At 46.6% G+C, this 24,566-nt stretch carries 20 protein-coding genes; 6 read left to right on the plus strand and 14 right to left on the minus strand.

From position 1 onward, the window contains the following. The gene (locus R7040_RS08390; protein WP_005379316.1) at positions 1-465 is read left to right on the plus strand and encodes a hypothetical protein; all 465 of its coding nucleotides are present in this window, start codon (positions 1-3) and stop codon (positions 463-465) included. 104 nt (positions 466-569) lie between these two features. On the opposite strand, the gene R7040_RS08395 is transcribed toward R7040_RS08390, so the two are convergent. Beyond that, positions 570-2,891, minus strand: a complete 2,322-nt coding sequence (locus R7040_RS08395) for a Tex family protein (protein WP_262603049.1) — start codon at positions 2,889-2,891, stop codon at positions 570-572. A gap of 229 nt (positions 2,892-3,120) precedes the next feature. Between R7040_RS08395 and R7040_RS08400 the strand changes: the two genes are divergently transcribed. The 5 genes from R7040_RS08400 to envZ all read left to right on the plus strand — a co-directional run bounded on the left by R7040_RS08400 (position 3,121) and on the right by envZ (position 8,355). Then, positions 3,121-5,001 carry an ATP-dependent zinc protease gene (locus R7040_RS08400; protein ID WP_086013892.1) on the plus strand — a complete coding sequence of 627 codons (1,881 nt, stop codon included), beginning with the start codon at positions 3,121-3,123 and terminating at the stop codon, positions 4,999-5,001. A 117-nt stretch (positions 5,002-5,118) separates the two neighbouring features. Beyond that, the gene (greB, locus tag R7040_RS08405; RefSeq protein ID WP_053307281.1) at positions 5,119-5,610 is read left to right on the plus strand and encodes a transcription elongation factor GreB; all 492 of its coding nucleotides are present in this window, start codon (positions 5,119-5,121) and stop codon (positions 5,608-5,610) included. Between the two features lie 105 nt (positions 5,611-5,715). Beyond that, a complete protein-coding gene (locus tag R7040_RS08410; RefSeq protein ID WP_005379332.1) occupies positions 5,716-6,111 on the plus strand; it encodes a DUF1090 domain-containing protein in 396 nt (131 codons plus the stop codon). A gap of 129 nt (positions 6,112-6,240) precedes the next feature. Next, a complete protein-coding gene (gene ompR, locus R7040_RS08415) occupies positions 6,241-6,960 on the plus strand; it encodes a two-component system response regulator OmpR (RefSeq protein WP_005379333.1) in 720 nt (239 codons plus the stop codon). A gap of 102 nt (positions 6,961-7,062) precedes the next feature. Continuing rightward, positions 7,063-8,355: a two-component system sensor histidine kinase EnvZ gene (gene envZ / locus R7040_RS08420; protein ID WP_017820700.1), complete on the plus strand. Its 1,293-nt coding sequence runs from the start codon at positions 7,063-7,065 to the stop codon at positions 8,353-8,355. 72 nt (positions 8,356-8,427) lie between these two features. Here the strand turns inward: envZ and R7040_RS08425 are convergent, their stop codons facing one another. The 13 genes from R7040_RS08425 to R7040_RS08485 form a co-directional block, all read right to left on the minus strand. Beyond that, positions 8,428-9,816 carry a uracil-xanthine permease family protein gene (locus R7040_RS08425; protein ID WP_262603048.1) on the minus strand — a complete coding sequence of 463 codons (1,389 nt, stop codon included), beginning with the start codon at positions 9,814-9,816 and terminating at the stop codon, positions 8,428-8,430. A gap of 232 nt (positions 9,817-10,048) precedes the next feature. Continuing rightward, entirely contained in the window at positions 10,049-12,130 is a 2,082-nt protein-coding gene (recG, locus tag R7040_RS08430) for an ATP-dependent DNA helicase RecG (protein ID WP_262603047.1), read from the minus strand. Between the two features lie 253 nt (positions 12,131-12,383). After that, a complete protein-coding gene (gene trmH / locus R7040_RS08435; RefSeq protein WP_017635001.1) occupies positions 12,384-13,067 on the minus strand; it encodes a tRNA (guanosine(18)-2'-O)-methyltransferase TrmH in 684 nt (227 codons plus the stop codon). A 52-nt stretch (positions 13,068-13,119) separates the two neighbouring features. Continuing rightward, on the minus strand, positions 13,120-15,240 hold the full coding sequence (gene spoT, locus R7040_RS08440) for a bifunctional GTP diphosphokinase/guanosine-3',5'-bis pyrophosphate 3'-pyrophosphohydrolase (protein WP_005379340.1): 2,121 nt from the start codon (positions 15,238-15,240) through the stop codon (positions 13,120-13,122). A gap of 39 nt (positions 15,241-15,279) precedes the next feature. After that, on the minus strand, positions 15,280-15,552 hold the full coding sequence (gene rpoZ, locus R7040_RS08445; protein WP_005379346.1) for a DNA-directed RNA polymerase subunit omega: 273 nt from the start codon (positions 15,550-15,552) through the stop codon (positions 15,280-15,282). A gap of 181 nt (positions 15,553-15,733) precedes the next feature. Next, a complete protein-coding gene (gene gmk / locus R7040_RS08450) occupies positions 15,734-16,357 on the minus strand; it encodes a guanylate kinase (protein ID WP_005379347.1) in 624 nt (207 codons plus the stop codon). 448 nt (positions 16,358-16,805) lie between these two features. Then, positions 16,806-18,029 (minus strand): tetratricopeptide repeat protein, encoded by a 1,224-nt coding sequence (locus R7040_RS08455; protein ID WP_054579406.1) that lies wholly within the window; start codon positions 18,027-18,029, stop codon positions 16,806-16,808. A gap of 9 nt (positions 18,030-18,038) precedes the next feature. Then, a complete protein-coding gene (locus tag R7040_RS08460; protein WP_005379353.1) occupies positions 18,039-18,671 on the minus strand; it encodes an energy transducer TonB in 633 nt (210 codons plus the stop codon). Between the two features lie 4 nt (positions 18,672-18,675). Continuing rightward, a complete protein-coding gene (locus R7040_RS08465; RefSeq protein ID WP_005379359.1) occupies positions 18,676-19,083 on the minus strand; it encodes an ExbD/TolR family protein in 408 nt (135 codons plus the stop codon). Positions 19,084-19,108: 25 nt separating this feature from the next. After that, positions 19,109-19,636: a MotA/TolQ/ExbB proton channel family protein gene (locus R7040_RS08470; RefSeq protein WP_005379363.1), complete on the minus strand. Its 528-nt coding sequence runs from the start codon at positions 19,634-19,636 to the stop codon at positions 19,109-19,111. A gap of 9 nt (positions 19,637-19,645) precedes the next feature. After that, positions 19,646-21,007, minus strand: coding sequence for a MotA/TolQ/ExbB proton channel family protein (locus tag R7040_RS08475; RefSeq protein ID WP_182038434.1), 1,362 nt, complete (start codon positions 21,005-21,007; stop codon positions 19,646-19,648). A gap of 3 nt (positions 21,008-21,010) precedes the next feature. Then, positions 21,011-21,775, minus strand: a complete 765-nt coding sequence (locus tag R7040_RS08480) for a DUF3450 domain-containing protein (protein ID WP_005379365.1) — start codon at positions 21,773-21,775, stop codon at positions 21,011-21,013. A 65-nt stretch (positions 21,776-21,840) separates the two neighbouring features. Next, on the minus strand, positions 21,841-24,441 hold the full coding sequence (locus R7040_RS08485; RefSeq protein ID WP_017634998.1) for a TonB-dependent receptor plug domain-containing protein: 2,601 nt from the start codon (positions 24,439-24,441) through the stop codon (positions 21,841-21,843). Positions 24,442-24,566: the final 125 nt, after the last annotated feature.

Genomic DNA, 24,566 nt, shown 5'->3' on the forward strand with positions numbered 1-24,566 from the left:
ATGATTGTGTCACCGACCAACGTAAGTGTGCCACTGATCGCCCCATCCGTGAATGTGCAGACGGAACAAGCAGCTCGCGACAATAAAGTCCGAGAGCCTGTAACGCCAACGGTCGCATTGGCCAAAACCAATGCAGAGCGAAAAGTAAAAGGTGACGACAAGCGCCGACGTCAGTCTTCTTGGGATCCTTCAGAGCATCCTGATTATGATATGGAAACGGAAGTCGACACGCGTTATCAAGAAGAGCCGGAAGATACACTAGAACGGCTTTTTAGTTTGCTTGCGCTCAAATCGTATAGTGAAGACCAGGGGAAAGGCTACGCGATCCGCTTTCGCTTACCAAAGCGCATTTTGGATGCTGCGATCAATGAAGGATTAATGGAAAAGCGCAGGAAGGTGATCAAGTTTCATTATGGTCATGCAGTCGCTCCCCATACCCCGTCAGAAGTGATAGCAGTATTATGACGACTCAATATCCTACTCAAACAAAAACGCTCCAAGCAGGTTGACTGATTGGAGCGTTTTCTTTTTAGTTATGAAAGCTCGTTAGCGGTGAAGCCTAGGTAAGGTTACTTTTTCGCTTTAGCAAACGCAGCAGCAAACGCACCGCCCATCGCGCTGTTCGATGACGAATCATCACGGCGAGGCTGACGACGCTGCGGTTGGTCATTACGACGTGGCGCTGCTGATGAGCGTTGGCTGCGGTTGTCTTGACCCGGTTCGTCGTTCATACGCATCGATAGACCAATACGCTTACGCTGCACGTCAACTTCCATCACTTTCACTTTGACGATGTCGCCCGCTTTCACCACTTCACGTGGGTCAGACACATAACGATCTGTCAGTGCAGAAATATGCACAAGACCATCTTGGTGAACGCCGATATCAACGAAGGCACCGAAGTTGGCTACGTTAGACACCACGCCTTCTAGAATCATGCCCGGTTCCAAGTCAGATACCGAGTTTACACCTTCTGCAAACGTCGCCGTTTTGAATTCTGGACGTGGGTCACGACCCGGCTTATCCAGCTCTTTGATGATGTCTGTAATGGTTGGAACGCCGAAGTTATCGTCGGTGTAATCGACCGCATGCAGACCTTTTAGGAAGCTAGAATCACCAATTAGCGCTTTGATATCTTTGTTGTTCTTTTCAGAAATCGCTTTGACCACTGGGTACGCTTCTGGGTGAACCGCAGACGCATCAAGTGGGTTCTTACCATCCATAATACGCAGGAAGCCCGCACACTGTTCGAACGCCTTAGGACCTAAGCGAGATACTTTCTTCAAGGTTGTACGTGCTTCGAAGCGACCGTTTTCATCGCGGAAGTCGACAATGTTCTGCGCGATGGTGCTTGATAAGCCTGCTACGCGCGTCAGTAGCGCTGCAGAAGCAGTGTTCACATCAACACCAACCGCGTTTACACAGTCTTCCACAATCGCATCTAGGCGTTTTGCCAACATAGATTGGCTTACATCGTGCTGGTATTGACCCACACCAATAGATTTCGGATCAATTTTCACGAGTTCAGCCAATGGATCTTGCAAACGACGAGCAATTGACACCGCACCACGCAGAGACACGTCCATATTCGGGAACTCTTTTGCTGCAAGCTCAGACGCTGAGTAAACCGATGCACCCGCTTCACTTACGATGATCTTCTGAACTTTCAGGTTGCCACGTTTGATGACGTCTGCGACAAAGCTGTCGGTTTCACGTGAAGCCGTACCGTTACCAATCGCAATCAAATCCACGTTGTACTTACGCACCAACTGATCAACGATTTGTGCTGACTTGTCGTATTGTTTTTGTGGTGGGTGAGGGTAGATGGTTTCGGTTGCAAGCACTTTACCTGTTGAGTCGACAACCGCGATTTTTGAACCTGTACGCAGACCCGGATCTAGACCAAGTGTTGCACGAGGGCCAGCCGGTGCTGCCATCAACAAGTCTTTTAGGTTAGTGGCGAATACTTCAATCGCTTCGATTTCTGCGCGCTCTTTCATTGCGCCCATTAGCTCGGTTTCCATGTGCATCGATACTTTGATGCGCCATGCCCAGCTGATCACTTGCTTACGCCAGGTATCCGCCGGTGCGCTGCTAAGTGTCACTCCATAATGGTCGGCGATAATCGTTTCGCAGTAAGACTGACGAGCGCCTTCTTTCTGTTCTGGATCAGCATTCATTGCCAATGTCAGGAAGCCTTCGTTACGGCCGCGTAGCATCGCCAGTGCGCGGTGCGATGGCACTTTGCTTAGGGGCTCGTTGTGGTTGAAGTAATCTTTAAACTTCTCGCCTTCTTGCTCTTTGCCTTCAACGACTCGTGAGACCAGTTCCGCATTGCGATTTAAGTGGTTGCGAATTTTTTCCAGTAAGTTTGCGTCTTCTGCGATGCGCTCCATGATGATCGCGCGAGCGCCATCCAATGCAGCTTTGGTGTCTGCGATGCCTTTGTCTGCATCAAGGTATTTGCTTGCCTCGCTTTCTGGCTCGGTTTGTGGATGATTCCAAAGCTGATCTGCGAGTGGTTCAAGACCAGCTTCAATCGCGATCTGACCTTTCGTACGACGCTTGGGTTTGTAAGGTAGGTATAAGTCTTCAAGACGAGTTTTGCTGTCTGCCTGCGCGATCTCTTGTTCTAGCTCTGGCGTCAGTTTGCCTTGCTCTTGGATTGATTTGAGGATGGTTTGACGGCGATCATCCATTTCACGAAGGTAAGACAGACGGCTGTCCAAAGTACGAAGCTGGGTATCATCAAGGCCCCCCGTCACCTCTTTGCGGTAACGTGCAATAAAAGGGACAGTGTTGCCATCATCAATTAGGGTGACAGCGGCGTTGACTTGCTCTGGGCGAACATTCAGTTCTTGAGCAATCATGCGACAGATAGCTTGGCTCATCCGTGTTTTCTCTTTTAATTCGGTTTTGGTTGTATAGAACATTGGGGTCGTTCGAAGAATTTGCAATGTTTTAAATTAACGAGGCAAAAATTTACCGGGCGCTGGTGGACATCAGTCAGATTTATGTCAAAACTGTAATTAAATTGAGAACTTATATCCGCAGTTATCGACTAACCTAATTCCACGGTTGTTGATATCACTAAATGTAACTCGGCTTATACGGATAATCATGATGAAAAAAATGTCTTTGGCGTTAGCGCTTACGAGTGCCTTACTTGTCGCCCCGCTTAGTTGGGCGCAGTCTATCTCAGGAACCACACAAGCTCCCGTTTATCAGCTCGATAACAAATTGGTACTAGGGCGTGTGGAGAGCGTCTACTACAGTGACATTCCGGAACTAAAAGCGGTGCCATTTATTGGCAAGATTGATACTGGTGCAGATACGACATCGATGCATGCGGAGAATATCCATGTCAGTAGCTCACACCCAGATTACCAAGATTTGAAAGATAACGAGTTACTTTGGGCGATTGTCGATGACTTAGGTGGTACGAAGGCAAAGTGGGACGCCGACAGCTTTAAGCCATATCAAGTAAAGGTTAGCTTTACGGTTCCTCACCCTTATACAGGGAAGGAAATACAGATTACCGATGATCTGGAAAGAGTGAGCGCGATTCGCAGTCGAACAAGCAAAAAGCCCATCCTACGCCCGACAATAAAAATGCCGATGACAATCGCTGGTCACACCGTTGATACGGAAGTGAACCTGACCAAGCGTACGCAATTCTCTTCTCCTATCTTGATTGGTAAAACCTATCTCGATGATAACGCATGGGTCTTCGCTGGTTACGATTACCTTCAAGAACAGCCACGCGCAAAAATGATTGGCAAAAAAGAGACGGTTGAAGTCGAAGGTGTGCCATATAAGATCAGCATCTCAACTTCTAGCCGTTATACCAACGTCCATGCACTGGACATCAAGGTAGACAAAAAGCATAACGAAGTCTCTTTTATGTTAGAGGGCGAGAATGGCAAGCGTCATCCAATGACATTACCCTTGGTACGAATGCTGAAAACGACCAAAAGCGAGCGCCCTTTAGTCTATTTACCCGTCAAAGTCGGCGAAAATGAAACTCAACGTTGGTTGGTGTATCTGCGTGATCGCAGTAAGTTCAGTTCGCAAATTCGCTTAGGTCGGGACGTCGCGAGTCAGCACTTTGTTATTGATACGGACAGAGAAAATCTATTGGGTGGCGTAGAAAAAACGTTCAAAAGCGCACTCAAATCAAAACCTCTTGTCGTTTCACCAGAAGAACAGGTCACCATTGATGGTTATACCGTCCCTGCTTACCCCACTTTTACTGTGAAAACGCCATTACTGCGTGTAAATGGGTTTGAAGTAACAGAAAAAGGTAAGGATGAGTCCGTCACGTTTTATTTAATGAACGATGAGGGAAAAGAAGAAAAAATCACCAAACCAGTGTTGAAAAAGCTCAAGGTTGGCAGCGCGGTGCGCCCTGTTGTTGAAGGAGACTTTCTTCTCGGTAGGAAAGACACATCAATGAAGTTTGCGCTCGATGTGCTTGATGAGGGTGACACTCAACCCTTTTTCGTGTTTGGTCATGACATAGCCAAGGGTGGTGTGTTGCTGAACACTCGCGCAGACCATCTACTAGATGCAAGACCACTTTTCAAAGCTGGCCATATCGAAGTGGCTGAAGTTGAGGGGATGTCTTTCCCTGTGAAGTTAGACACGGGTGCAGATGTAAGCTCAATCAATGCTAAGAACATCAAGCAGTTTAAGAAAGACGGCAAAGACATGGTGAGCTTTACCTATGAGAACGATCTTGGCATGAAACAGGCGTTTACCAAGCCTGTTGTTGATGTCATGCGTATTAAAGCTAAGAAAGGCGAGAAAGCGAACGTACGCCCTGTGGTTGAAATGCATGTTAAGCTTGGCGAATTAGAGAAGAAGATCCGAGTCAACTTACAGGACCGAGGTCGCTTCCATTACAGCATGATTTTAGGTAAAAACTTCCTAAAACATGGCGCGGTTGTTTCGAGTGATACGAATTACATCGTGACGCAAAAACCGGATTACGAAAAGTAACACTCTGGCCGCCTTATCACCTTGATACCCAAAGCCTGAACAACATTGGATCTTTGGGTATATCATCTCCTTAATGCTGCCAAAGAGCAGCATTTTTTAGTTGAGATAGGAGTTAATTTGAAAACTAAGCTGATTACACGAGAAGGTTACAACAAACTCAAACAAGAGCATGATTACCTTTGGAATGAAAAGCGCCCGGAAATCACCAAGATCGTCACTTGGGCGGCGAGCCTGGGCGATCGCTCAGAAAATGCGGATTACACCTTCAATAAACGTTTACTCCGTCAGATCGACCGTCGTGTCCGCTTCCTTCGTAAATTCCTGCCAGAAGTCACGATCGTTGACTATTCTCCGCAACAAGAAGGCAAAGTCTTTTTTGGTGCATGGGTGGAAATAGAAAATGAGGCAGGAGAAGTGAAAAAGTTTCGTATTGTCGGGCCTGAAGAGATTTATGGCGATGCGAAAGACTACATCTCTATCGATTCACCTATGGCGCGAGCGATGTTGAAAAAACAAGTGGATGAAGAGTTCACGGTACGCACCCCAGAAGGTGAAAAAGAGTGGTTCATCAACTCAATTGAATATATTCAACCGGCCTCGGAAGACTGAGGCTTTATCACCGATTCAAGTCTCATGAAGTTCACTAGGAGTGACTTGGGTCTCAACGTCAGAATATTTGGTATAAAGGCATGGTGCCTTTCTCGGAGAAGTAAAATGAACAAAGCAGTCATGTGTAGTGCTGCACTAACAATAGGTTTCTCACTTTCAGTTTTTGCTCAAGATGAAGTGAAAGGCTGTGACGCTAAAGAGTTAGCGGTAGAGCAGCAGCTCGAGTATGCAAAAGCGCAAGGTAATGAGCATCGCATTAAAGGCTTGGAGCAAGCACTTTCCGCTATCCAGAATGAATGCTCGGAAGGTGAGCTGCGCCAAGAGCTGCAAACAGAAGTGGAAGAAAAGACTAAAGAAGTTGAGGAGCGAGAGGAAGAATTAGTCGAAGCTCAGCATTCAGGGAAAGCAGACAAAATTGAGAAAAAACGTCACAAGCTGGCTGAGGCACAGCAAGAGCTGCTTGAGGCCAAACGTGAACTGGAATGGAATTATGGTCAATAGTAGGTGCTGAAAATACCTGCTAGAGAGAGAATAAAGCGCTTAAGATAAAAAGAGTAACAATTTGCTTGAGCACGTTAGGAAAAACAGTGATACATTTTCGACAATAGACGCTTCTGAAAGGATGTTTCAATGCAAGAAAATCATAAAATTTTAGTGGTTGATGACGATGCTCGTTTACGTGCTCTATTGGAGCGTTACCTTTCTGAGCAAGGTTTTCAGGTACGAAGTGTCGCCAATGGCGAACAGATGGATCGCCTACTAACGCGCGAAAACTTTCACTTAATGGTGCTGGACCTAATGTTGCCAGGTGAAGACGGTTTGTCAATTTGTCGTCGTCTACGCCACGCGAACAATATGTTGCCAATCTTAATGCTCACCGCGAAAGGTGATGAAGTGGACCGCATCGTAGGTCTTGAGGTAGGGGCGGATGATTATTTGCCAAAACCGTTTAACCCACGCGAATTGTTGGCTCGCATCAAGGCAGTATTACGCCGCCAAACTGTAGAGTTGCCGGGTGCACCAAGCACGGAAGAAAAAGTGGTGGAGTTCGGGGAGTTCCGACTCAATTTAGGCACTCGCGAGATGTTCCGCGGTGACGAGGCAATGCCACTCACCTCTGGAGAGTTTGCTGTCCTAAAGGCGCTCGTGATGAATGCGCGTGAGCCAATGTCACGAGATAAATTGATGAACATGGCGCGTGGCCGTGAATATTCTGCAATGGAACGCTCTATTGACGTACAAATCTCACGCTTACGTCGCATGTTAGAAGACGATCCGAGCAAGCCGCGCTACATTCAAACCGTGTGGGGCCTAGGTTATGTTTTCGTCCCAGACGGCAAAGAGGTGTAATCTCTTCACTCCATAGCCAGCACTTGGCTATAGCAACTTCAGCCTTCATTACCTTCCCTTTGAAGGCTGAAATTTCGCGATTAGGACCACTAGGAACGTTCCATGCGCATCCGAAGTTCACTGACACAATCTATTCTGCTGTTCATCTCTTTGCTTCTCGCGAGCCAAGTTTTCTCTTACTACGCCGTTTTTAACTACGCGTTGATGCCGAGTTTGCAGCAGTTCAATAAAATTCTCGCCCATGAGCTCAATTTGGTGCTTGATGATGAAGGACCTTTAAAGTCTGATGCACCGTTAAGGCGTCAATTATTAGAAAGATTAGGGGTGACGGTTCACAGCCTTGACAGCGATAAGGCGATTGAATTTCATCACGCAATGTCGATTGATTTGATGTCTGAAGAAATGAGCCAAGAGCTGGGTTCGCCTACAGAAGTACGCTTATTGCTTGGCGATGAAAGTTACATTTTGTGGATGCACATCGAAAAGTTGCCGAACTCCATCATTCGTATTCCGTTATCTGAGCTGCAAGAAGAAGATTTTGCACCGCTGTTTCGTAACAGTTTGATTATGGCGCTGCTGATCATTGCTGGTGGTTGGTTGTTTATTCGTTTGCAAAACCGTCCACTTTTGGCTTTAGAGAGAGCCGCGAAAGACGTCGGTCGAGGTGAGATCCCGCCCCCCTTAGCAGAGAAAGGCGCATCGGAGATTCGCTCTGTAACTCGAGCCTTTAATCAAATGTCGAAAGGTATTCAAGAGCTAGAAGAAGACCGAGCCTTATTAATGGCGGGGATTAGCCATGACTTACGAACACCTCTGACGCGTATTCGCCTAGCAACAGAAATGATGTCTCCTGAGGACAGCTATCTTGCGGAGGGGATCATTAGCGATACGGAAGAATGTAATGAGATCATCAGTCAGTTTATGGATTATCTCAAACCGGTGAACCAAGAATCGTTTGAAGCGGTTGATATCAGTACGATTGCCAGTGACGTCGCCAGTTCTGAAGGTGGTTATGAGGTTGAAATTGAAACAGATCTTAATCTTAACTTGCCGCCAGCCAAAGGAAGCGCGATTGCGATTAAGCGGGCGATCAGTAACTTAGTTGTGAATGCGCTACGTTATGGCAATGGCTGGGTCAAAATCAGCACTGGTGTGACAGCAGATAAGCAGCTAGTGTGGATTTCAGTAGAGGACAACGGACCGGGTATTGAGCATTCTCAAATCGCGAGGTTATTTGAACCCTTTACGCGTGGTGACACCGCTCGCGGTAGTGAAGGCACTGGGCTAGGGTTGGCGATTGTGAAGCGTATAATCAGCCAGCATTCAGGTTCTGTGGTGATGCGTAATCGCAGTGAAGGCGGTTTAATCGCTCAAATCAGCTTTCCTACCAAGTAAGTCGATGGCCCGCACCCTTTAAAACAAAAAGCCCAACCTAAATAGGTTGGGCTTTTCTTATTCTCAATAATCTTAAGACTCTTTCACTTCCTGAGGAAGTTCATCTTCGTCTTCCAGTTTCTCTGGCAGAAGTAGATTTAAAATGATCGCTGTGATGCCACCTGCTGCAACACCAGTTGAGAAAATACTCTTAATAAATTCTGGCATAAATTGCAGGATCTCTGGTTTTTGCGCGATACCAAGTCCCATTGAGAAGGATAAGGCCATGATCAGAATTGCGCGGCGATCGAGCTCAACACGAGAGATAATACGCACACCAGCGGCAGCAATCGTACCAAACATGACAATCGTTGCGCCGCCAAGTACTGGCTCAGGAATCAGCTGAACAAAGCTAGCGACGCCAGGAAACAAGCCAAGAATCACTAACATGCCAGAAATAAAGTAACCCACGTAGCGGCTCGCGACTCCTGTTAGCATGATGATGCCGTTATTCTGGCTAAACGTTGAGTTCGGGAAGCTGTTAAAAACGGCTGCGATTGCAGAGTTTAAGCCGTCTGCTAACACACCGCCCTTAATGCGTTTCATGTACACTGGGCCTTTTACTGGCTCACCAGACACTTCAGATGTTGCGGTAATATCACCGATGGCTTCTAGTGCGGTAATAAAGAAAATCAGTACCAGCGGAATGAACAGAGACCAGTCAAACGATAAGCCATATTGCATTGGTACGGGCAGTGCTACGATCTCGGTTGCGCCTAGCTGAGATGTATCTACCATCCCCATAAAATACGCCATGATGTAGCCCACTAGCATCGCAATCACGATTGAAGCCACACGGATGTATGGGTTTTTCGAGCGGTTTAAAATCACAATTAATCCAAGTACCGTTCCAGCCAGAGCAAGTTTGTCTAAGCTGCCGAAGGTTCCTTCATTTAATGCTGCGTAGCCGCCGCCCATTGATACTAAGCCGACTTGAATCAGTGTGAGACCGATAAGAGTGACGACGATGCCTGAAACGAGCGGAGTGATGATTCGGCGGGCATGCTCCAATACGCGAGATAGGAAAATTTCTGCAAATGATGCGACTAAAATCGTACCAAAAATGGCAGCCATCATGGTGCTGATGTCTGCTCCACCGGCTTTCAGCGATAGGCCTGCACCAATAATAGGGCCTAAAAAGTTAAAGCTGGTACCTTGAATAGAGAGCAAACCAGAGCCAATTGGGCCAATGGTGCGAATTTGAATAAACGAAGACACGCCTGACGCAAACAAAGACATGCTGATGATGGTATTCGTTTGGTCTGCTGGTACACCCAAAGACTGACAGATGATCAGTGAAGGAGTGATAACCGCGACGAACATCGCCAATAAGTGCTGAAGTGCGGCAAAAATGGTTTGAGGCAAAGGTGGTCGATCGTTGAGTTGATAGACCAGTTCCGAAGATCGGTTTGAAGTTGTCATTGTTTGTCTCGCTAGTCGCAATATTTCCCTAGTTCTCGCTGAATGGGAGAGCAGGGTGGAGTCGACGTCGTTACCTGTGATTGCTGTTAATCAGAGTCAACTCAGGTTGGTGGAGTGTGATCTAACACACTTAAAAATTTGTGCGCGATTATAGAGAGATTCACTCAAAAAGCAAACGTTTGCTTTGTTTTTGGCGTATTAAAAAACGAGCCATTTGGCTCGCTTTCAATCATTACGCTTTGGAGTAAATATCCCGCTCACCCAACCAGCGATCGATAATCGCTGTTGCGTTAGTCGGGTAATTGTCATGAATATGACGCGCAATACGCTGAACTTCGGGAATCAGGCGTTGATCTCGAACTAAGTCTGCGATTTTGAAATCAGCAAGACCTGTCTGCTTTGTACCCAATAGTTCTCCAGGGCCACGAATTTCTAGGTCTTTCTGCGCAATGACGAAGCCATCGTTACTTTCACGTAGTACTCCGAGACGTTTTTGCGCGGTTTTTGACAGCGGAGAGTGGTACAGCAGCACACAATGGCTAGCAACGGAACCTCGGCCCACGCGACCTCTTAACTGGTGTAATTGTGCCAAACCAAGACGTTCAGGGTTTTCTATGATCATCAAGCTAGAGTTTGGCACATCCACACCAACTTCAATCACTGTCGTTGCGACCAGCAAATGCAGTTTACTGTCTTTGAAATCTTGCATCACCGCTTGTTTCTCTGCCGGCTTCATTCGTCCGTGTACTAGACCAATTTTTACGTCCGGCAGCTTACGTTGAAGTTCTTCTGCGGTATCTGCCGCGGCTTGCGCTTCTAATACTTCCGACTCATCAATCAGGGTACACACCCAATATGCCTGCTTGCCTTCGTTTAAGCAGGCATTTCGGACACGCTCGACGATGTCGTCACGTTTTGTATCTGGAATGGCAACGGTTTGAATCGGCGTTCGACCCGGTGGTAGCTCGTCAATCACGGAAGTTTCCAGATCGGCGTAAGCGGTCATCGCTAAGGTCCGAGGAATAGGCGTCGCCGTCATGATCAACTGATGTGGGTAGGCGCCTTGTTTTGCGCCTTTTTCACGCAATTCTAATCGCTGATGGACACCGAAGCGGTGCTGTTCATCAATGATGACCAAAGCAAGGTGATGAAATTCAACGTGCTCTTGGAATAGCGCGTGAGTACCCACTACCATTTTCGCTTCACCACTGGCAATACGAGCCAACTCGGCTTCCTTTGCCTTACCTTTGAGTTTACCCGCTAACCAACCGACTTGAATGCCCATTGTTTCAAACCAGTTTGCGAAGTTGATAGCGTGTTGCTCGGCCAATAGTTCGGTTGGCGCCATGAGTGCCACCTGATGGCCATGCTCAATGGCTCTAACAGCGGCCAAAGCGGCAACCAATGTTTTTCCCGAACCAACATCGCCTTGCACTAATCGCATCATTGGGTGCGGTTTTTCTAGATCGGCTTCAATCTCTTGTACTACTCGGGTTTGAGCGTTTGTAGGAGAGAAAGGCAGTTGGGCTAAAAGCTGCGTTTTTAGTTTATGACAAGGACCGAGAGGTAGCGCTGAATCCTTCTGACCTTTGCTACGCACCGCCAGCATCGATAAGTTTTGTGCGAGCAATTCTTCCATGATCAAGCGGATTTGGGCAGGATGTTTGCCTTCGTCAAACTCATCTAAATTAATGGTTGGTGGTGGGCGATGAATGGTGTGCAGCGCTTGCGACATCGTGATTTGATGGTCATACAACCCCGCTGGAAGTAATTCCTGCACTGCGGTTTTATCAAGCAGGGCTAAAGCTTGTTCGGTAAGGTTGCGTAATGTGATTTGACGCAATCCATCGGTGGTGGGATAAACAGGGGTTAAGCTCTGTTCTACATCGGGCTTTTGCTCGCTGACGTAAAACTTGTAGTCAGGATGAACAATTTCCAAACCCATGCCACCGCGCTTAATTTCACCGTAAGCATGCACTAACTTACCTTGCGTGAAATTGTTCTTCATGGCTGCGGTAAAGTTGAAAAAGCGCAGCGTGATAGTGCCATTACCGTCGCTGATTTTTACCGTTAGCATTTTGCGCTTACCGAAGATAGTGTCGACTGCCATGACCTTACCTTGCACGGCCGCCCAAAGGCCAGCATGCAGTTTGGCAATTGGGTAAATACGAGTACGATCTTCGTAGCGTAACGGAAGGTGAAACAGCAAATCTTGAACGCTATGTAAGCCAACTTTGGCGAGTTTTTCTGCGACTTTCGCGCCAACTCCAGAAAGGGAGGTTAATGGGACGGCAGATAACATTTGGGCGGACATAGAGGGCTTAAGAAAATGGTTAACATAGCAGTATGTTAACCATGGAGCTGTGTTTTTGTACAGGAAAAAATAGTCATGCTTTAGTTAGTGTCATGATTTGACTGATAACCTATCATTCCGAGGAGCTTTAGCGACATCAGGATTCTATTTCCAACAAGTATGTCGCTGAAGTTAACACTATCAGCATCTGTATATTTGAGAATTAGATCCTGAACCACGCTCCTTCGCCGCCGTTCAGGATGACGAAAGTCTGTTACTTGCTTTGCATCTCTTGCCACCACGCGTCATCGGCGATGATTTGACCTTCTTCATCGAGTGGTGGGTAAACGAGCCCTTTTCGTTTCGCGACCTTTGCCAGCACTGGGTGACCACGTTCAAAGAGAATACGGTTGATTGTCTCTTTAGGCAGAGCGCTTTCTTCTCGGTCGTACATGCCTGCGGCTTCACGTTGACGTTGCGCTTCATACAAAATTACGGCACTGGCAACCGATACGTTTAGTGACTGCACCATGCCCACCATTGGGATAATAATGTCTTGATCGGCAAGCTGTTTGGCTTGCTCCGAAGCGCCAACTTTTTCACTGCCTAAAATGATTGCCGTTGGTCTGGTGTAGTCGATCTCGCGAAAATCGACGGCGGTGTCCGAAAGATTGGTCACCAAAACCTGCATACCTTGCGCTTTGAGTTCGGTAATCGCAGTTTCAATCGAATCGTGAGTATCCACTTCAACCCAGTTACGCGCGCCAGCTGAGGTATGGCTCAGCGTACGCATTTTGTCTGGCCAAATTGCGTGAACTTTGTGTAAGCCTGTCGCGTCAGCGGTGCGGATCACAGCAGAGACGTTGTTTGGCTTATGTACTTCTTCGAGACAAAGTGTCAGATCAGTTTGGCGAGTTTTTAGGACTTGGTGAATACGGTTGTAACGTTCTAGGTTCATATTTATTGAGGTATAAAAAATCGCCACCTAACAGAGTAGGTGGCGATAGAGGTTAGTTCTTTCTGCGTCTGACTCGGGTTGCTTGAGGCATTGCCTTAATCTTACGCATGATACCAGCAAGGTGGACACGATCTTTCGTCGTCAACAGCACAGTCACAGTGTATAGACGACCATCACGTTCTTCCGTTGAAAGGCCATGAATGTTTGATCCTGTTTTCGAGATCACGTTGGTAAGTTCTGCAAGAGCACCTTGGTTGTTAAGCATGTCGACTTTAAGTTCAGCAATGAACTCTTTATCGTAGTCTTCAGACCAAGCGACAGCCATATAACGGTCTGGCTCTTTCTGATAACCACGAACGTTCGGACATGTTTCTCGGTGAACAACCAAACCACGACCAGGCGATACGTGAGCAATAATGTGATCATCTGGGATAGGATGACAACAATTTGCAAACGTCAGCAATAAGCCTTCTGCGCCACGAATCGGAAGCTTCTTCTTCGAGTCCGTTGGGATTGAACTTGTTGTCGTGAGCTCTTCGGTGTCACCAAGGAGACGACGTGCGATCACAATGCTCATCAACTCACCCAATCCAATAGCAGCCAATAAATCATCGATGCTTTCTAGGCGAAGATCATTCAAGACTTCTTGGATATTTTCTGGATAAATTGAATCAATCGAGTGACGGCCAAGTGCGTGATTAAGTAGGCGACGACCTAAAGTAATCGACTCTTCACGACGCATCGTTTTCAGTACTTGTCGAATCTTAGTGCGGGCACGAGAAGTCACGACATAGTTCAGCCATGCCGCATTCGGACGCGCACCAGGGGCACTGATAATTTCCACTGTCTGACCGTTTTTCAATGCCTTACTCAATGGGTAAGGGTTACGATCAACACGAGCACCAACACAAGAGTTGCCTACATCGGTATGTACGGCATAGGCAAAGTCGACAGCCGTTGCGCCTAAAGGTAGTTCAACGATACGACCTTTTGGTGTGAAGACGTAAATCTCATCTGGGAAAAGATCGGATTTTACGTTTTCAATGAATTCGAATGAGTTACCCGCGCTTTGTTGTAGCTCTAACAGGCTTTGCATCCAACGCTGAGCTTTCACTTGCGCAGTGGTACCAGACTTGTCGCCTTTGTCTTTGTAAGACCAGTGTGCCGCGACACCTTTGTCCGCCATTTGATCCATATCTTCAGTACGGATCTGAACTTCAACAGGTACGCCGTGTGGGCCAACCATGGAAGTGTGTAGCGATTGATAGCCGTTCGCCTTTGGTACCGCGATGTAATCTTTCATGCGACCAGGACGTGGCTTATACAAGCTGTGTACTTGGCCTAAAACGCGATAACAAGTATCAGCGGTATCAACAACGACTCGGAACGCATAGATATCCATGATGGTGTGAAAGCGCTGTTCTTTGGTTTTCATCTTGTTGTAGATAGAGAACAGGTTTTTCTCACGACCAACGACGCGAGCATTCAAGCCAAAATCTTGCAGACGGCCTTCTATTTCGCTGTGAATGCGTTGGATCATCTCTTTACGATTACCACGTGCGGCTTTAACCACTTCTTTCAGTACGCGGTAGCGGTTGGGATATAGCGCCTCAAAGCCCAACTCTTCGAGTTCGGTTTTGATATTGTGAATACCAAGACGATGAGCGAGGGGCGCGTAAATTTCTAACGTTTCACGAGCAATACGACGCTTTTTATCTGGTCGAAGCGCGCCAAGCGTACGCATGTTATGCGTGCGGTCAGCCAGTTTGATCAGAATGACGCGGATATCTTGCACCATGGCCAGAACCATCTTACGAAAGTTCTCAGCCTGAGCCTCTTTCCTATCGCGGAATTTGAGTTTGTCCAGTTTAGATACACCATCAACCAATTCTGCGACAGTGTTGCCGAATTTCTCTTCGAGATCTTCTTTAGTTACATCACAGTCTTCAATGACGTCATGCAGCAAAGCAGCTTGGAGGGTTTCGATATCAAGGCGCATTTCGGCCAAGATACGAGCCACAGCGACAGGGTGGATGATGTATGGTTCACCGCTAGAGCGGGTTTGCCCTTCATGGGCATCTCTCGCTACCACATAAGATTGACGCAGAGCCTCAATCTGAGGCTCTGTTAGGTATTCTTGGGCAACGTCTTTGAGGCTATCGAATAGATACAAATTATAGGCCCGGGAGGTTGTTGAATTCTAAAGTCAGAATTAACGGTTGTGAGCGATGCTGCTTACTGCCGCTAGCTCTGCCGCTTCTTGCTCTTGCTGTTCTTGACGTTCACGAGCGTCTAGAACTTCTTTAGTAATTAAACCTTCTTCGATTTCGCGTAGAGCGATAACCGTTGGCTTATCGTTCTCTTCTGGCACTAGTGCATCTTTACCGCCAGTTTGCATTTGACGAGCGCGGCGAGCCGCAATCAGTACTAGGTCGAAACGGTTGCCAACTTTTTCAACAGCGTCTTGAACAGTTACGCGTGCCATGAGGACTCCAAATAGTTAACTAAAATTTTAGAATGACGAGAAAGTATACAACCTAACTACTTTATTTACTAGCAATTAGACAAGCCACCGTTTGTGGACTTTCTCAGGTAGTTTATCGTGTTTTTCGCACTGGGCAAAAAACGGGAAATTCTTTATGTTTTACAGCGTGACTTTTTTGAAGTTACTCTGCTAACAACGCGTCAAGCATACCTTTATATTTAGCAGCTTGCTTTTCTTCCTTCAATCTTTCAGCACGCAAGATAGCTTTAAAATCCATCAAAGCGGTATCAAAATCGTCGTTTACGATCACGTAGTCGTACTCGTTGTAATGAGAGATTTCCGACTTGGCTTCAGCCATACGCTTTGCGATCACTTCATCGCTATCTTGACCACGAGTGTTCAAGCGGCGCTCTAACTCACCGTTTGATGGTGGCAGGATGAAGATGCTTTTGGCTTCTGGCATTTGTTCACGGATTTGGCGTGCGCCTTGCCAGTCGATATCTAGAAAAACGTCGATACCTTTATTTAGTGTTTCTTCAATCCATACACGAGATGTGCCGTAATAATTACCAAACACTTCTGCGTATTCTAGGAAGTCACCTTTAGCGATCAGGGCTTCAAACTCATCTTTCGCTACAAAATGGTAGTGGACACCATTTTCTTCACCAGGTCGCATGTTGCGCGTGGTGTGAGACACAGACACTTTCATTGCGTAGGTTGGGTTGCGTTCCAACATCGCTGAGATCAAGCTAGATTTACCTGCGCCGCTAGGTGCAGATACGATATAGAGAGTACCTTTGCCCATTGTACTGTTCCACTTTTGATTGGATTGATTGAGTGCCGAAGGAAAGTTCGACATTCTTATAACGATAGCACTGGCATTGAGAAATCAACCACCAAAGGGGTGGATATTGGTGATAATCCCGCCAGAAAAATGGAGGCGAAGAGTATCATGATCTCTATTTTGTTACCAGTTGATCTTTCTGTCTGTGATCGTCCCAGATGAAATAGTTACTTACGCCAGAGTGTTCCTAAACAGCGAAGAAGGAGCGTGGTACAGGACTTACCATCCGCGCACTCTGTTATTAAAACCATTTCTACAACCGTTTAGTGTGCTGATTTTAGGTTTAGAGTCCCGATTTGGCTTGCGTGAGTGACTCTGGTTAAAAATAGGGGTTAATAAAGATAAAACGGAAAAAAGGGGAAGCTTTCACTTCCCCAGGCGTGCGACTGACTCACACTTAATCTTCGAATTATCCTTGAGACTCTAGGAAATTTATCCAAGGGCTAACGGTTGACCTGAATTTTGGCGATTGAGCCGCACCTTTCATTGCCTGCAAGGCCTTTTGTGGTTGCTTAAGCTCGAAATAGGCCATCCCGCGAATGTATTCAAGTTCTGCCTTTTGCTCTTTAGAGGCACTGGATGCCGCGCTTTCTACAAAACGAGTTGCTTCAGAATACTGCTTGTCTTGTATCATTAAGCGAGCAATCTGAATTTGCGTTTTAGCAGAAGGAGCGAGGTTATATGACTTTTTATAAGCGAGAATTGATTTATCTAGCTCTTTAGCTTGCTGCCAGAAACTGGCTAGGCGGTCATAGTTTTCCTTCGTCTTTTCAATGTTTCCAGCTGCCATTTCCTTTTCAAGAGTTTTGGCTGCTTTATATGGAATACCTTGATAAGCCAAGAAGTTTACAAAGCGTAAATATTCCTTCTCTCCTTCTAGTTTCCCCATTTTGTAAACCATTTCTAGGGTGGCTAGAGAGTTTCGCTCTTGACCTAGCTCCATGTAGACACCAGAAAGTTGCATCCAGTAACGCTTTTTCTGAGGGTACTTTGAAGTCAGAGTTTTGAGTACACTGGCAACGCTTTTCAGCTGGCCTAACTCGTAGTGAGATGCAACGAGAATTAAGTACCAAGACTCACTTGGGCTCTTGCTCATCGCGATGGCTTTTTTGGTTGGCGGGATTGCATTTCTGTAATCTTCCAACTGAACATAGGCGCTCGCTAACGTGATATAAGCATGAGCTTGAGGCTTCTCTTTGGTTGTTTCTGCAACCTTGAACCATTCCTTCATCGTTTTTACAGATAACGTATACTTTTCTTCAGCTAGGTAAAGCTGAGCCAAGCTGTAGCGAACTTGTTGAGCAACAGGAACGGGAAGTGCGTCGAGCTGTAATGCTTCGGCAAAGTATTTTGCTGCTTGCACATAATTGTCTTGTAGCGAATACAAAAAGCCAGTCTGCTGAAGTAAAACTGCTCGGTCGTATTTTTTCGAACTTGTGCTTTCTAAAGCGCTTGCTAGTTTTTCTTTCGCTGCTGAATATTTTTCAGTTGCGATCAACTCTTGCACTTTGTTAACGGTTCGAAATGTCCGATCTGATAACTGAGGAGCTTCTTTTGCCATCGTAGGAGCGGCCATTGCCACTCCTACGAAGAGAATTAAAGAAGCCACTTTGCTTTTCCATAAACTTTTCATCGTGACTCCTTAATTGGTTGAGAACTCTATTTCTTGCGATAGGCGCGAGCTAACAGGTTTCCCGTCAACCAATTTTGGTTTAAATGTCCATTTAGAGACTGTTTTTCTTGCCGCTCGACCGAGGCCTAAGCGTCGTGGTTGCTCTTTAAGAACTTTGATGTCCTCTACGGCACCACGTGCGTTGACAGTAAACTCTAATAAGACGACCCCTTTTTCTATTCCTGCTTTCGCAGCTTTCCTAGGCATTTGAGGTTGGAATGTCGCTAGAGGTGTTGGACCTCCGCTACCCGCGAGTTGCGCACCTCCACCCTGGCTATAATGTCCAAGCACCGAACCACCTGTAACATTTACGGGTAGGTCAAGCTTTGGCATATCCATTGGGGTCTGCTCCATCACCGGTTTTACTGTCGCTGTCACTTTCATTTCTGGCGGCGGCGGCGGACGCTTAGGCGGTGGTGGCTTTGGAAGTTCGCGTTTTTTCTCCTGTATTTTTTCGTCTGGTTTAATGCGAATAAACTCGACCATACGCAGGTCATCATTCGACACTAACTCGTGGCGCTCTTTGTTTACTAGCTTGTCCATCCCCCAGAACAACCCGAGGGAGACAATGAGCGCCAGTGCAATTGAGGCCAGATACCGCATAAGCTTAATCCTTATTGGTTGCGGCAATGGAGATGCTTTCTACACCTGCCATTTTGATCTGGTCCATAACCTTCACGACTACGCCAGCATTTGCTTCTGTGTCGGCTTGGATAACAACTGCGCCATCAGGGCTTTCTGCACGAAGACGTTCAATATTCGCGCGAACCGCGTCCACTTCGATGCGGCGTTTATCAACCCAAACATCACCCGCCGCACCAACTGCGACCATGATGTTACCTTTTTTCACGGTTTGCGCAGAGCTTGCCGTCGGGCGGTTTACTTCTAGACCAGCTTCTTTTACGAACGATGTTGTTACGATAAAGAAGATCAACATGATGAATACGATGTCGAGCATCGGTGTCATATCGATAGCGGTTTCATCACTGCTATCACTGCTATAGCGTCTTTTCATGACCTATACCTCTAATTCCATTTACTCAGGCAATATGCTTTAGCTTATCTTCCAGCTTTTGCGTTGTTACTTTGGCTAAATGATCAAGACGTGAACTAAAGAACAGTCCTGATAGAGAAGCCACCATCCCGGCTAACGTTGGGATTGTTGCCTTTGAGATCCCCGAGGCCATTGCTCGAGGGCTTCCTGTTCCTGTTACCGCTAAGATGTCGAATACTTGAATCATGCCAACAACGGTGCCGAGCAAACCCAGTAAGGGACAAAGCGCAATCAACACTTTCACGATTGGCAGGCCCTTTTTATTCTCAATGTCCTGACGAGAAACAATTTCTTGTCGGATCATCTTAGCGTTCCAGCTCTGGTGCTCTGATCGCCCCTGCCATGAGCCAACGGCTTTTTTCATGGCTTTTGGAGCGACGGCAGCAAAATAGAACCAACGTTCTAACAATACTGCCCAAAGCATAAAGCTGAGGATGAAGATGGCGACGAGTACATCGCCACCCATTCCCAAGAAGCGCCTAATTGATTCAAGTTCTCCAACTAACCACCACATAACGCCTCCTTAGCTTTCGGCTTTATGTAGTTTTTCCTGATAGCGAGCGATGAAGCCTGCACTCTGTTCTTCAAGAGTTTGAACCAAACGACGACCTTTACTGTGTACGATGGTGTACAGGAACAGTAGAGGAATTGCGACAACCAGACCAAGCATCGTAGTAACAAGTGCTTCAGAGATACCGCCAGCCATTAGCTTAGGATCACCTGTACCAAATAGTGTGATTGCTTGGAACGTACCGATCATACCCATAACCGTACCCAGTAGACCTAGAAGTGGTGCTACAGAAGCGAACAGTTTGATTGAGCTGATAAAGCGTTCAATGCTCGGTGCGTTACGTAGGATGATTTCGTCCAGTTTCGCTTCCAGATCTTCAAGGTTGTCACCTTTGTGTTCTTGGTAAGCTTGGATAACTTCACCCAGAGGGTTACCAGGAATCACGGTTTCTGATTTCGCTTGCTTACGCATTTTACCGCCAATCACTTGAAGGCGTAGGAAGCAAACTAGAGCAATGATAGCGCCAACTGCACCCATACCAAGGATGACGTAACCTACAATGCCACCTTGATCAATACGTTCTTGAACGGTAGGGCTTTGTACAAGTAGAGACAGAATTACACCACGGGATGGGTCAATAAACAGTGGCTCATAGCTGTTTGACGCTGACTCAAAGCCCGCAACATGACGTGTAATATTGGTGCGAGGTTGTCGAGAGAGTTCTTCGAACTTACCTGTTTGAGGTACATAAGTAACGTACTTACCATCGGCAATCGCGTTAAATTCACCGACAAGAGTAACATCGCGAACCGCTTCTTTACCTTCGCCATAAACAACCGTTGCTTGGGTTGTTGCTGTCTCGCCTGAGGCAACCACTTGTTGAAGAATGGTATGCCAGAATGCTTCTAGCTCTTGTGTTGATGGCAGTTCTTTGCTTTCAGCCAGTTTCGTTAGTAGAGCGTCACGCTCTGGGAACTGAACAGCGTTTTGAGAGGCTGCAAATAAGCCCTTAAACTCTCCCGCATACTGGCGGACCACACCAAACATTTCGCCCAAAGTACCAGAGCGAACACGTAGGGTTTCTGTTAGTTCAGTTAGCTGCTTATCGTTTTCATCAAATGTTGCTTTAAGTTGATCGCCTAGTGCTTGCTGCGCAGCTAACTCTTCGCGAGCTTGTTGCAATAATACCGCTTGCTTATCGCGATTGTTCTTGAACTCAGCTTCACGGGCTTTGTTCTCTTTCGACTCAACGATGCTTTCTGATTTTACGTTTTTAAGTAGTTCAGATAAGTTTTTAGGCGCTTCTGCTTGTACGCCAGAAACCATAAATAAGCTCGCTAGTAGGCCAGCGGCTAGAGTTTTGAATCCTTTCATCTCTTATTCCTCCCCAGCATATACAGGCAATTTGATTAGCGCTGGTGGCGCTTGCTTCTTCGCGATACGAAGGCCTTGCTGTACCGCTATGCGGTAGCTTTCCGGTAATGTTTCCCATTGACGTGTTTGTTGGTTCCACATACCTGTCTCACCACCGTCTGGAGATTGGAATAAAAGCGCCGTGCGACCAATACGTAGGAAATCGTAAGTCACGGTTTCCCCATTTCTATCTAGGCTAGCTTTGTAAGATTCAATTGAGCGAGAGAAGCCTTCTTCAATTTGGTAGGCTTCCATCACTTTACGGAATTTCTCAGAAGTCGTTACGTCGGCGCGATCCATGAGACGACGCAGTTCTTGGACACGTTTATTACGTTCTTTTTTCTGGAAAGGCAGATCGAGAGTCACAAACTCATCGAGTGCATCGATCATTTTAAGTGTTAGTGGCACTACTTCTGTTGCCGTTTGATCGATCTGAGCAATTTGGTTATTTAATGAGTCCAATTCACCTTGCTGTGATTGAACCATACGATTAATTTGCTCGTTGTAGACTTTCATGCTGTCGATTTGACGTAGTAAGCCTTTGTATTCTGCCAACATGCCTTCAGTACTTTCGGCATAATTGTCGATTTTTTGTTGCGAAGCTTCTGAAGATTGATTTGCTTTTGCTTGTGTGGAAACGACAGCACCAGAGTTGGCCGCTATAGAGCTACTACTGATAGTAAGCAATGCTGCAGCTATGGCACTGAGACCAAATTCCTTGAATTTCATGGTTGCATCCTTGTCAGTGTTTTAGTCAGTCGAAAAGGGCGCGGAAAACCCGCGCCAAATATTTTTTAGAAGTCGTATGATGCCTCGACGTATAGCTGACGTCCGATTGGATCGTCATACCCAGTTGCATAGAATGGAGAGGTATCGCTTAGAGGATCTGCAGGCGGTACTTTGTCAAACATGTTGATAGCACCAAGAGTTACACGACCACTCTCGTTGAATTGGTAAGAAGCCGTTAGGTTCCACGTTGTCATACTAGCGATTTCTGCTTTGTAACCCGCTTTTTTAGCAGAATCACAGTCATCAAAGTAGTAACGGTTTGCGTAGCTTGAACACATACGGTCGCGGTATTTACCAAATAGGTTGATAGCGACATCTTCATATGCCCAGCCAAGATTTAACGTTGCGGTGTATTCAGGCATGAAATCTCTTTCATCCGTTACAGGTTCGCTGTCGTTTTCTTGATATTCAGCAATCAAGATCTTCGTTACAGCAACACGCGTGTTAAATGAACCGAACTCATTAGTGTCGTATGCGTATTTGATCGCTAGGTCAATACCAGAACGCTCTTCATACGACTGGTTCACTGGACCATAGGATACCGACTTGATGGTGCCATCTGGGTTACGAACGACTTCAGTACCTGGGTATTTACCTGGATCGTTAATTACATCTTGGTAAGTTGGTGCAGTTACGACGTCTTCCATTTTGATGTGGTACCAGTCAACGGTTACACCAAGATCATCCACAGGCTCCCACGCTAGGCCCAAGTTAATGTTTGTACTTGTTTCTTCTTTCAGCTCAGAGTTAGGGCCATTAAGCGTATCGAAGTACTGAGTATCACACTCTGGGTACTTATCTTTATCTTGTGGGCCGCTACCACCAGCGTTGGCACAAAGCACAGGGTCAAAACCAGAACCAAAGCCTCGAGTTTGATCACCAAATAGTCGCTTCAAGTCTGGAGCTCGGAAGCCTAGACCGTAGCTACCACGTAGCAATAGGGTGTCAGTAGGACGGTATGCTAGGGCTACTTTAGGAGTGAATGCGCCGCCAGTTGCCGAGTCGTCGAAGTAGTGGTCGTAACGACCAGCGACAGTCATTTCTAAATCTTCAATGATAGGAATAAGAGCTTCAACACCAAGACCAATCTGATCGCGGTCACCGCCGCCTGATGTTCCACCTAGACCAGAGAAACCACCAGCTGCTGTTGTAGCATCAATCGTCTCATTGTAGTCAGTACGGTTCCATTCACCATAAACAGCAAAGCCAGACATACCTGCAGGAAGTTCAACCAAATCACCAGCCAGTGAGCCGTTAACAGAGTAAAGCTTTGAGTAAGCTTCTTTGCTTGAAGTGCCGCTGTATTTGTCTACAACGTCTTGTGAGATAGGCCCTAGAAGATCGACATCACCATTTTGTACAGCTTGGTCGAGAGTTAGGAAGATTGCTGGGTTGCTTGTTTCAACGCTTTGCTCAGAGTAACCAGCGGATAGGTCCCAATCATACGTATCAGCAAGCAGGCCGTTCAAGCCTAAGGTTAAGCCAAAAGAATCGGCTTCAGTGTTACTTTCGCGTGGTCCAAATTCGACCATACGTCGAGTGTATTCGCCTTCGCCGCGGAAGTGAGTGGCATCAACTTCAACGCTGTAAGGGTTAGGTTCGAATTCAGATTCTGTAGACTTGTAGCCAAAACGGGCTTCTGCCATGGCAGTGACATTGTCGTTAATGTCCATTTCACCACGTAAAAGTAGGTCTACTTGTTTGTTTTCTGGTTTTAATGTTCGGTATGCAGAGCGGTTAACACCACACTTTCCATCCGCTCGTTCAATCGCGGCATCACCAACGACTTCTTTACATGAAGAACCAGCATCAGCTGGTGTTAGAAGTGTTCCGTTGGCGCCTTCAAAGTTTGCACCGTAGCTAGAGTAGCCACTTAGCTGAGAACGGCTAGAACCGTCATCGCCAGCCCAATCATCTCGGTCAGATTGCTTTAGCATTTCGTTGCCCGCAAATTGGCCAACGAAGAGAATACGTTTGTCGTCAAAGTTTTTGCCAGCTACAACGTCTAAACGACCATTTTGGTAACCACCATCCGTCGCGTCACCCGCGCGTACTTTTACAGAAACGCCATCAAAGTCTTTCTTTAAAATGAAGTTTACGACACCACCGATTGCGTCGGAGCCGTAGATAGCAGAACCTGAGTCGGTCATTACTTCAACACGCTCAATAGCGGCGACAGGGATTTGGCCGATATCTTGGAAGTTAGATGTACCATCTTGTGCTAGCGGGTATTGAGGAAGACGACGGCCATCAATAAGAATCAATGTGCGTGACGCGCCAAGGCCACGTAAGTTGACTGACTGCGCTGCTGGTGTAAACGAGAAAGAGTCTGTTTGAGCCATTACACCACCTGTGTTTTGGGTCAAACTGTTCAATACGTCTTGCGCGCTGTTAAAGCCTTTAGACTCAATGTCTTTACTATTAATAACAGTAACTGGTGAAGGACCTTCCATATCCGTCGTGGAGATACGCGAACCAGTAACTTTCATCTTTTGAAGTTTTTCAACTTGTTGCTCTTCTGCCAGTGCTGTTGCTGGGGCTGCAACTGCTGCTGTCCCCAAAGCAAGGCTTATCGCAACAGATAAAGCGGTTGTGTTTTTATACATCCTTGTTGCTCCGATTATTATTATTTCCTATGTCTGGCCGCATAGCGGCCAAATGTGACGTTAATATTTCGTTAACGTTCGGCCAATGTATAACCGAGATGAAAAAAGGAAGTCAAACCAGTGGT

Source organism: Vibrio sp. 1069 (assembly GCF_033340555.1).